We start from the raw sequence: 8,381 nt of genomic DNA on the forward strand, positions 1-8,381 counted from the left end.
TATCATGGACTTACTGTTGAGCGTGGGCCTGCCGCTGGCCATCGCTTTCATCATGTTCGCGCTGGGCACGGGGCTGACGGGCGCGGATTTCGTGCGGGTGGCGCAGGCGCCCAGGGCGTTTGCCGTGGGCCTGCTGGCGCAGGTCGTGGTGCTGCCGCTGGTGGCGTTTGCCTTGCTGACGATCTTTCCGACCGATCCGGCGCTGGCCGTGGGCGTGATGATCCTTGCCGCCTGTCCGGGCGGGACGACGTCGAACATCCTGACACGGCTGGCCGGGGGCACGGTGGCGCTGTCGGTGTCGCTGACGGCCATCGTGTCGCTCTTGTCGGTCATCACGGTGCCGCTGATCGTGGTCTGGGCGCTGGGCTATTTCGAGGGGTCGGCGCTGACCGAGGTGACGGTGCTTGGGCTGGGCCTGCAGATGTTCGCGATCACCACGGTGCCGGTTCTGCTGGGCATGGCGCTGCGGCTGTTCGCGCCGGGCGCTGCGGGACGGGCCGAGCCGTGGCTGGTCCGCGCGGCAACGGTGCTGTTCGCGCTGATCGTGATTGCGGCGCTTGCCGCCAACTGGTCGGTGTTTATCGGGTCGATGCCGGATCTGGGCGCGGTGCTGATCGGGCTGTTGATCGTGATGCTGCCGCTGGGGTTCCTGCTGGCGCGCGCTGCCGGTCTGACGGGCGGAGAGGCCAAGGCCATTTCCATCGAGTGCGGCATCCAGAACGGGACGCTGGGCATCGCCGTGGGCGCGTTGGTGAGCGGCGCGGTCATCGGCCCCTACTCGCTGCCGTCGGGAGTGTACGGTGTCCTGATGTACCTCGTCACGGTGCCGGTGATCCTGCTGATCGCGCGGCGGCTGTGACGGCATGGGGGAGGGCCGGTGCGTCGGCCCTCCCGCCGTCCTGCCGCCTTACGACGCGGGCAGGATCACCTTGTCGATGACGTGGATCACGCCGTTCGAGGCCTCGATATCCGCGGCGACGACGGTGGCGTCGTTGACCATGACGCCGTTCGACAGGTCGACGGTGATCTCGCCACCCTGCACGGTGGCGGCGGTCATGCCGTCCGACAGGTCGGTGGACATCACCTTGCCCGGCACGACGTGGTAGGTGAGGATCGCCACCAGCTGTTCGCGGTTCTCCGGCATCAGGAGCGTTTCCACCGTGCCCGCGGGCAGGGCGGCGAAGGCGTCATCGGTGGGGGCGAAGACGGTGAAGGGGCCATCGCCCTTCAGCGTCTCCACCAGCCCGGCGGCATCGACGGCGGCGACGAGCGTGGTGAACGTGCCCGCAGCGACGGCGGTGTCGACGATGTCTTTCGAGTGGCCGTCGGCGAAGGCCGGGGCGGCGAGGGCGGTTGCGGTGGTCAGTGCAAGGAAAGTACGGCGGAACATGAGTGGTCCTTTCTGGTCGCTTGGATCAGGTGAGGTTTCGCGATGCCGCTTGGTGACATCGCTCTTGCTACGGGCCGTGCAGGCGATTGGTTTTGCCGGGGATTCCCGCCGATGCGGCGGTTCGGAACATGGACGGCACACCGGCGCGCGCTAAGCCGCGGTGGTTCGCGCGGGCCAGTCACGACTGCGTGACGGATCGTGATGGCGATGTCAGTCCCTTAGGGCGGGAAGGCCGATGCCCGTCGCCTCGAACCCGCCATCGGCGGCGATGCACTGGCCGGTGATGTAGGACGCATCGTCCGAGCAGAGGAACGCGATCAGCGCGGCGATCTCCTCCTCGCTGCCGTAGCGGTTGAGCGGGATCGCGTCGTGGTAGGCGGCGATGATGTCGGGCGTGTGCACGGCCATGGCGAGCTTGGTGCGGACCGGGCCGGGGCAGACGGCGTTGGCGCGGATCCCGTATTCGCCCAGTTCGACCGCCTGCTGCTGGGTCAGCGCGATGACGGCGGCCTTGGACGTGCCGTAGGCGACCCGCAGGGTGGATGCGCGCAGCCCGCTGATCGAGGCGATGTTGACGATGGCGCCGCGCGTGGCGCGCAGGGCCGGGATCGCGGCCTGTGTCGTCAGGAACGTGCCGTCGAGGTTGGTGTCCATCACGCGCCGCCAGCGGGTGAAGTCGGTCTCTTCTATGGGCCCGAAATCGGCGACGCCGGCATTGTTCACCAGCGCGTCGAGCCGTCCGAACCGGTCCGCGATGGCGCGCAGGAAAAGGGGCGCGGCCTGTGGGTCGGAGATGTCGTGGCAAAGCGCGAGTGTCCGGTCCGGGGGCAGGTCGGCGCAGGCGGTGTCGAGTTCGTCCCTGTCCCGGTCGAGCAGCGCGACGTTCCAGCCGCGCGCCTGCAACAGCTTGGCCGTCGCGAGGCCGATGCCGCGCGCGGCACCGGTGACGAGGGCGGTTCGGGTGTCTGCGGTCTGCGATATGTCGGCCATGACCCGAGATGTGACAGAACCCGCCGCGTTTCAAAAGCCCGGATTGCGGGGCGGCGGGTTCCCGGTTGCGCGGGTCAGGCGAAGGTGATGTCGAGCGAGTTGAGGAACGTGTTGTAATCCGCGATGCTGGTGATCACGACATCATCAAGGTCAATTATACCGCCGCTGTGCCAGATCCGAACCATGTCTGCCGAGATGCTGATGGAGACGAACGTGGTGCCGGTGATTTCCATCGTGTCGACGAAGATGTCGTAGTCCGTCACGGTGTCATTGCCGGCGGTTTCGTCGAAGACGAACAGATCGCTTCCGGCCTCGCCCGCAAGAAGGTCGTTTCCGGCCCCGCCGATGATCGTGTCGGCTCCGATGCCGCCATTCAGCATGTCGTCGCCGGCATTGCCAGAAAGGCTGTCATCGTCGTCGCCGCCGCGGACAAGGTCATTGCCGTCGCCGCCTGACAGGGTGTCGTTGCCGTCGCCGCCCATCACGGTGTCGTCGTCGGCGCCGCCGTCGGCCATGTCATCGCCAAGGTCGGCCATCAAGACGTCGCTGCCGCCCGATCCCAGAAGCACGTCGTTGCCATAGCCGCCGCGCACCTCGTCATTGCCGGTACCGCCGTCGACGGTGTCGTCGCCCAGGCCGCCGCGCACGGTGTCGTCGCCGGTGCCGCCCGACACGCTGTCGTTGCCGGTGCCGCCCCGGACATCGTCCGCGCCCGATTGCCCGAACAGGAAGTCGTCGCCGATACCGCCCATAATGAAGTCGTTGCCGGACTGGCCGTAAACGGAGTCGTTGCCGGTTCCGCCATCCACCGTGTCGTCGCCGATGCCGCCGGTGATCTGGTCGCTGCTGGCATTGCCGAACAGCAGGTCGTTTCCGGTGCCGCCGAAGATGAAATCGCGGCCCGAGCCGCCCATGATCGTGTCGGCCCCGGCGCCACCGTCGATGGTGTCGCGTCCCGAGCCGCCCTGGATGTCGTCATCGCCGGCCTTGCCGTTGATCGAGTCCGAGCCGCCGAGGCCGTCGATCACGTCATCGCCATCGGTACCGGGGATCGCATCGCCGCCCTGCGTCGCCGCCGTCGGGTCGGGCGGAGGGGCGAAGATGAAGTCTGACACGTCCAGTTGCGCGCGGGTCATCCCCAGAAGCGTGATGCTATCACCACCCATGGCCCCGTTCTGCAGAAGGTGGACGGTCAGCGCGCCGTCGGGGCCGGTCAGGAGGATGTCGTTGAACCCCCAGATGCCGAGCAGGCTGACATCGATGCGGTCGATGCCGTCCTCGAAATCGACCATCAGGTCGCGGTTGATGTCGAAATCCTCGAACAGGACGATGTCGGCACCGTCTTCGCCCACAAGCGTATCGAAGCCCGCGCCGCCGATCAGGGTGTCGTCGTTGGCGCCGCCGTTGATGTAATCGTTGCCCGTGCCGCCGTCGACGAGGTCTTCGGCGTCATTGCCATAAAGTTCGTCGCTGCCGGACCCGCCTTCAACCGTGTCGTCATGGTTGCCGCCCACGGCGAGGTCGTTGCCGCTGCCGCCCTGGATGTAGTCGCTGTCATTCTCGCCGAAGAGGGAGTCGTTGCCGGAATCGCCCTGCAGGCTGTCGTTGCCGTCGCCGCCCAGCAATTCATCCCCGCCCGCCCCGCCAAGCAGCGTGTCGTTGCCGTCGAGACCCAGCGCATAGTCACCGCCGTTGAGTCCGACGAAGAAGTCGTTCCCGTCCAGCAGATTGTAGTGATCGCTGTTGTCCGTGCCGATGATCGTGTCGTTGCCGATCGTTCCCAATTGAATAGGCATGCCAAGATCCTTTCGAAACCACGCCGGCCACCCCAGCCGGACGCGAGTCGCTGAATTAGTTAATAAGAGGAATCTACGGGCGAAGGGCCGTGGCGCCTAACAGAATGTGGCCAAACCGTGGCGCTTTCCCGGCATACGTGTGAACAAGGGAGAGAACCGGTGAAACATTGGCAACAGTTCATGCGTTGCGCCCCGGATTGTTGATATTCCGGCCCGCCCCGGCCGGCGCTGGCGAGGAGTGCGAGGAAGCGATGGATTTTGCGATGAATGTGCTGGACACGGCGGCGGTGCTGTTCGTCTGGGTTCTGGGGCTTGCGCTGCTGGCGCTGGCCGTCCTGTTCGCCATCGACCGGATGCAGACGGCCGACGCGGTGCGGCGCAACTACCCGGTGGTGGGCCGGTTCCGGCACCTCTTCACGAAACTGGGGGAGTTCTTTCGCCAGTATTTCTTTGCCATGGATCGCGAGGAGCTGCCGTTCAACCGGGCGCAGCGCGACTGGGTGGAGCGCGCCTCGAAAGGGGAGGGCAACACGCTGCCGTTTGGATCGACGCGCAACATTTCGGTCCCCGGAACGCCGCTGTTCGTCAACGCCGCCTTTCCGCATCTCGACAGCGCCGATGCCTCGACCGAGCCGATGGTGATCGGGGCGGGGGCGCGGGTGCCCTATGCGGCGCCGTCCTTCTTCAACATCTCGGGCATGTCCTATGGCTCGATTTCGAAACCGGCGGTGCAGGCCTTGTCGCGCGGCGCGGCGCAGGCGGGAATCTGGATGAACACGGGCGAGGGGGGCTTGTCGGAATACCACCTCGAAGGCGGGTGTGACGTCGTCTTCCAGATCGGCACGGCGAAATACGGGGTGCGGACCGAGGATGGCGCGCTGGACGAGGACAAGCTGCGGGACGTGGCAGCCCATGACAATGTGCGCATGTTCGAGATCAAGCTGGCGCAGGGGGCCAAACCCGGCAAGGGCGGCATCCTGCCCGCGGCCAAGGTCACCGACGAGATCGCCAAGGTGCGCGGGATCGAGAAGGGTACGGACAGCATCTCTCCCAACCGGCATCCCGAGATCGACAGCCCGGCGAGCCTTCTCGATTTCGTCAACCGCGTGCGGGACATCACCGGCAAGCCCGTGGGCGTGAAGCTGGTGGTCGGGTCGGCACGGGGCGTGGCACCCTTGTTCGACGAGATCGTGGCGCAGGGCCCGGACCGCGCGCCCGACTTCATCACGGTGGACGGGGGCGAGGGCGGCACGGGCGCGGCGCCGATGCCGTTGATGGACCTTGTGGGCCTCACCATCCGCGAGGCGCTGCCCATCGTTGTCGGCCTGCGCAACCGGGCGGGGTTGAAGGACCGCATCCGCATCATTGCGAGCGCCAAGATGATGGTGCCGGGCGACGTGGCCTGGGCCCTGGCGACGGGCGCGGATTTCTGCGTCTCGGCGCGGGGCTTCATGTTCTCGCTGGGCTGCATCCAGGCCCTGAGGTGCAACCGCAACACCTGCCCGACCGGGATCACCACCCATAACGAGCGGTTCCAGAAGGGGCTGGTGCCCAAGGTGAAGAAGGACCGCGTGGCGCAGTTCGCAAGGCAACTGGTCAAGGAGGTCGAGATGATCGCGCATTCGGTCGGCGTGTCCGAACCGCGCAGGCTGCGCCCCGAACACGTGCGCGTGGTGCAGGAAAACGGCACCAGCGTGGCCATGGACCGGTTGCACGACGTTCAACTGGATTAAACAAGTCCGTGATCCGGTCTGGTTTGTCGTGACCGGCGGCCCCTTTTCATGTGAAACCCAACGGCACATCCCTGCGTGACTGGGATGACCTGAAACGGAGACCGAGATGGCACAGCGCTGGACCAACGACCTGACATGGAATGACGTGACGCCCGAGGCGGCCTATCTGAACCGCCGGCAATTGATGGCGGGTGTCGCGGGGTTGGGTCTGGCGGCGGCGTTGCCCGGCGCGGCGCGCGCCGAGGCGGACGCGCTGGAGCCGAACACCTGGGAAGAAATCACGCAATACAACAATTACTACGAGTTCGGGACGCGCAAGGAAGACCCGGCGCGCTATGCCGACAGCCTGATTACCGAGGACTGGGAAGTCGTGATCGACGGCATGGTCGACAATCCCGGCACCTACAAGTTCGACGACATCCTCGCGAAGATGACGGTGGAGGAGCGGATCTATCGCTTCCGCTGCGTCGAGGCGTGGTCGATGGTGATCCCGTGGAACGGGTTCGAGCTGGCCGACCTGCTGGAGATGGCGGGCGTGCAGGACGGAGCGACCCATGTGGCGTTCCAGACGGCGAACCGGCCCGACCAGATGCCCGGCCTCGCCTATCCGGTGCTGGACTGGCCCTATGTCGAGGGGCTGCGGCTGGACGAGGCGATGCATCCGCTGACGATCATGGCGACCGGCATCTACGGCAAGCCGATCCCCAATCAGAACGGAGCGCCGATGCGTCTGGTGGTGCCGTGGAAATACGGGTTCAAGTCGATCAAGTCGATCGTGCGCATCTCTTTGGTCGACAAGGAGCCGCCGACCTCGTGGAACAAGGCGAACGGGCGTGAATACGGCTTCTATTCGAACGTGAACCCCAACGTGGACCATCCCCGGTGGAGCCAGGCGACGGAACGCGTGATCGGGTCGGGCCTTTTCGCCAAGCGCAAGCCGACGCTGATGTTCAACGGGTACGAGGAAGAGGTTGCCTCCTTGTACGAGGGCATGGACCTTTCGAAGTCCTATTGACCGGCGCGACGGCTGGTTGAGCAGGCGCCGGGATGGAGAGCGTGAGCGACGTCATGGAGACAGAGAAGTCCGTTATCCCGGTGTGGGACGAGGACTTCTATGGCGATGACTTCCTGCGCGATCCCATCCCGCGTTACGCACGGATGCGCGAGATGGGTCCGGTTGTCTGGGTGGCGCCGCAGAAGATGTGGGCGGTGACGCATCATGCGCCCATCTGCGAAGCGGCGCGCGATGCCGGGACGTTCATAAGCGGAAAGGGCCTGTCGCTGTCGGACGAGGTCAACGCGATGCTGATTGGCTCGACGCTGCACTCAGACGGCGCGCGGCATCACCGGACACGGTCGATCACGTCGCGCCCCATCATGCCGCGCAACCTTGCCCCGTTGCAGGACGCGATCACCGAAACGGCAGAGGCGCTGGCCGAGGATCTTGTGGCGAAGGGCCGGTTCGACGCGGTCCATGATTTTGCCGAGGTGCTGCCGCTGACCATCGTGACCGACCTGATCGGGCTGACCGGCGCGGACAAGGCCGACCTGCTGCGTTGGGCATCGGCCACGTTCAACCTGTTCGACGGGTTCAACGCACGCTCGCGCGAAGCGCTGCCCGAAATGAAACAGTTGCAGGCTTTCCTGAAGGAGCACCTGCGGCCCGAGGCGCTGAAGGCGGGCGGACTGGCGAGCCGGGTGTTCGAGCTTGCGCCCGAGCAGGGGTTCACCCCGGCGGAAGCGGCGCAGCTTTTGCGCGACTATATCAACCCGTCGCTCGATACGACGATTTCGGCGTCGGGGTTCGCGGCGCTGTATTTCGCGGAGCATCCCGACCAATGGCAGGCCCTGCGGGACAATCCGGGCCTGATCCCGAACGCGGTGGAAGAGATCGTGCGGCTTGTGACACCGATCCGCGGGTTCTCTCGCTACGTGGCGCAGGATACCGAACTGGCCGGCGCGCGGATGGCCGAAAGCGACCGGGTGTTCCTTGTATATGCGTCGGGCAACCGGGATGCGGCGGTCTTTGCCGATCCGGACCGGTTCGACGTGACGCGGCCCGTGCGCAAGCATCTTGGGTTCGGGCACGGCGTACATGCCTGCATGGGCATGCACCTTGCGCGGGCCGAGATGGTTGCGCTGCTGACCGCGATGGTGCGGAGGGTGGCGCGCTGGCACCTGGACGGCACGCCCGAGATCGCGATGAACAACACGATCCGCGCCTTTGCGCGGTGCCCTGTCAGAGTGGAGGCCCTGTCTTGATCGCTGTGGTGAACTCGGGTGCGCGCCGCGTGCCGACCTGGCTTGTTTATGCATTGGCGGTCGTGCCGCCGGTCTGGCTGTTCTATGCCGGGCTGACAGGGGGCCTGGGCATCGACCCGGTCAAGGCGATGGAACAGCAGATGGGCCTGTTGGGGCTGCAGCTGTTCATCGCGACGCTGTGCATCACGCCGCTGCGGCGGTTCGCGGGGA

Annotated in this window: 8 protein-coding genes (1 of these 8 cut by a window edge); 5 read left to right on the forward strand and 3 right to left on the reverse strand. The window is 66.1% G+C overall.

Annotated features, from left to right (window positions below):
- Nucleotides 1–4: 4 nt before the first annotated feature.
- A complete protein-coding gene (locus tag ATO11_RS03655) occupies nt 5–859 on the forward strand; it encodes a bile acid:sodium symporter family protein (RefSeq protein WP_050529496.1) in 855 nt (284 codons plus the stop codon).
- Between the two features lie 48 nt (nt 860–907).
- On the opposite strand, the gene ATO11_RS03660 is transcribed toward ATO11_RS03655, so the two are convergent.
- From ATO11_RS03660 to ATO11_RS03670, 3 genes are all read right to left on the reverse strand, one after another.
- Entirely contained in the window at nt 908–1,390 is a 483-nt protein-coding gene (locus ATO11_RS03660; protein WP_050529497.1) for a fasciclin domain-containing protein, read from the reverse strand.
- Between the two features lie 210 nt (nt 1,391–1,600).
- Nucleotides 1,601–2,380: an SDR family NAD(P)-dependent oxidoreductase gene (locus tag ATO11_RS03665; RefSeq protein WP_050529498.1), complete on the reverse strand. Its 780-nt coding sequence runs from the start codon at nt 2,378–2,380 to the stop codon at nt 1,601–1,603.
- 74 nt (nt 2,381–2,454) lie between these two features.
- On the reverse strand, nt 2,455–4,176 hold the full coding sequence (locus ATO11_RS03670) for a calcium-binding protein (RefSeq protein WP_082176136.1): 1,722 nt from the start codon (nt 4,174–4,176) through the stop codon (nt 2,455–2,457).
- 251 nt (nt 4,177–4,427) lie between these two features.
- On the opposite strand from ATO11_RS03670, the gene ATO11_RS03675 reads away from it, so the two are divergent.
- The 4 genes from ATO11_RS03675 to msrQ form a co-directional block, all read left to right on the forward strand.
- Nucleotides 4,428–5,909, forward strand: a complete 1,482-nt coding sequence (locus tag ATO11_RS03675) for an FMN-binding glutamate synthase family protein (protein WP_050530020.1) — start codon at nt 4,428–4,430, stop codon at nt 5,907–5,909.
- A 106-nt stretch (nt 5,910–6,015) separates the two neighbouring features.
- Nucleotides 6,016–6,924, forward strand: coding sequence for a protein-methionine-sulfoxide reductase catalytic subunit MsrP (msrP, locus tag ATO11_RS03680; protein ID WP_050529500.1), 909 nt, complete (start codon nt 6,016–6,018; stop codon nt 6,922–6,924).
- Between the two features lie 41 nt (nt 6,925–6,965).
- Complete coding sequence (locus ATO11_RS03685) at nt 6,966–8,171, forward strand: cytochrome P450 (RefSeq protein ID WP_165586927.1); 1,206 nt, start codon at nt 6,966–6,968, stop codon at nt 8,169–8,171.
- On the forward strand, nt 8,168–8,381 hold the start of the coding sequence (gene msrQ, locus ATO11_RS03690) for a protein-methionine-sulfoxide reductase heme-binding subunit MsrQ (protein WP_050529501.1). Its footprint extends 377 nt past the window's final position; 214 of the gene's 591 nt are visible here — the first part of the coding sequence; its start codon is at nt 8,168–8,170; its stop codon lies off the right edge, out of view. The genes ATO11_RS03685 and msrQ overlap by 4 nt, the downstream gene beginning before the upstream one ends.

The organism is Pseudaestuariivita atlantica, assembly GCF_001205715.1.
Lineage (GTDB): Bacteria > Pseudomonadota > Alphaproteobacteria > Rhodobacterales > Rhodobacteraceae > Pseudaestuariivita > Pseudaestuariivita atlantica.

Excerpts from the sequence above, each read along its gene's own strand:
- msrP (WP_050529500.1), top strand. The coding sequence starts at position 6,016 with ATGGCACAGCGCTGGACCAACGACCTGACATGGAATGACGTGACGCCC.
- ATO11_RS03670 (WP_082176136.1), bottom strand. The coding sequence starts at position 4,176 with ATGCCTATTCAATTGGGAACGATCGGCAACGACACGATCATCGGCACG.
- ATO11_RS03660 (WP_050529497.1), bottom strand. The coding sequence starts at position 1,390 with ATGTTCCGCCGTACTTTCCTTGCACTGACCACCGCAACCGCCCTCGCC.
- ATO11_RS03655 (WP_050529496.1), top strand. The coding sequence starts at position 5 with ATGGACTTACTGTTGAGCGTGGGCCTGCCGCTGGCCATCGCTTTCATC.
- ATO11_RS03675 (WP_050530020.1), top strand. The coding sequence starts at position 4,428 with ATGGATTTTGCGATGAATGTGCTGGACACGGCGGCGGTGCTGTTCGTC.
- ATO11_RS03665 (WP_050529498.1), bottom strand. The coding sequence starts at position 2,380 with ATGGCCGACATATCGCAGACCGCAGACACCCGAACCGCCCTCGTCACC.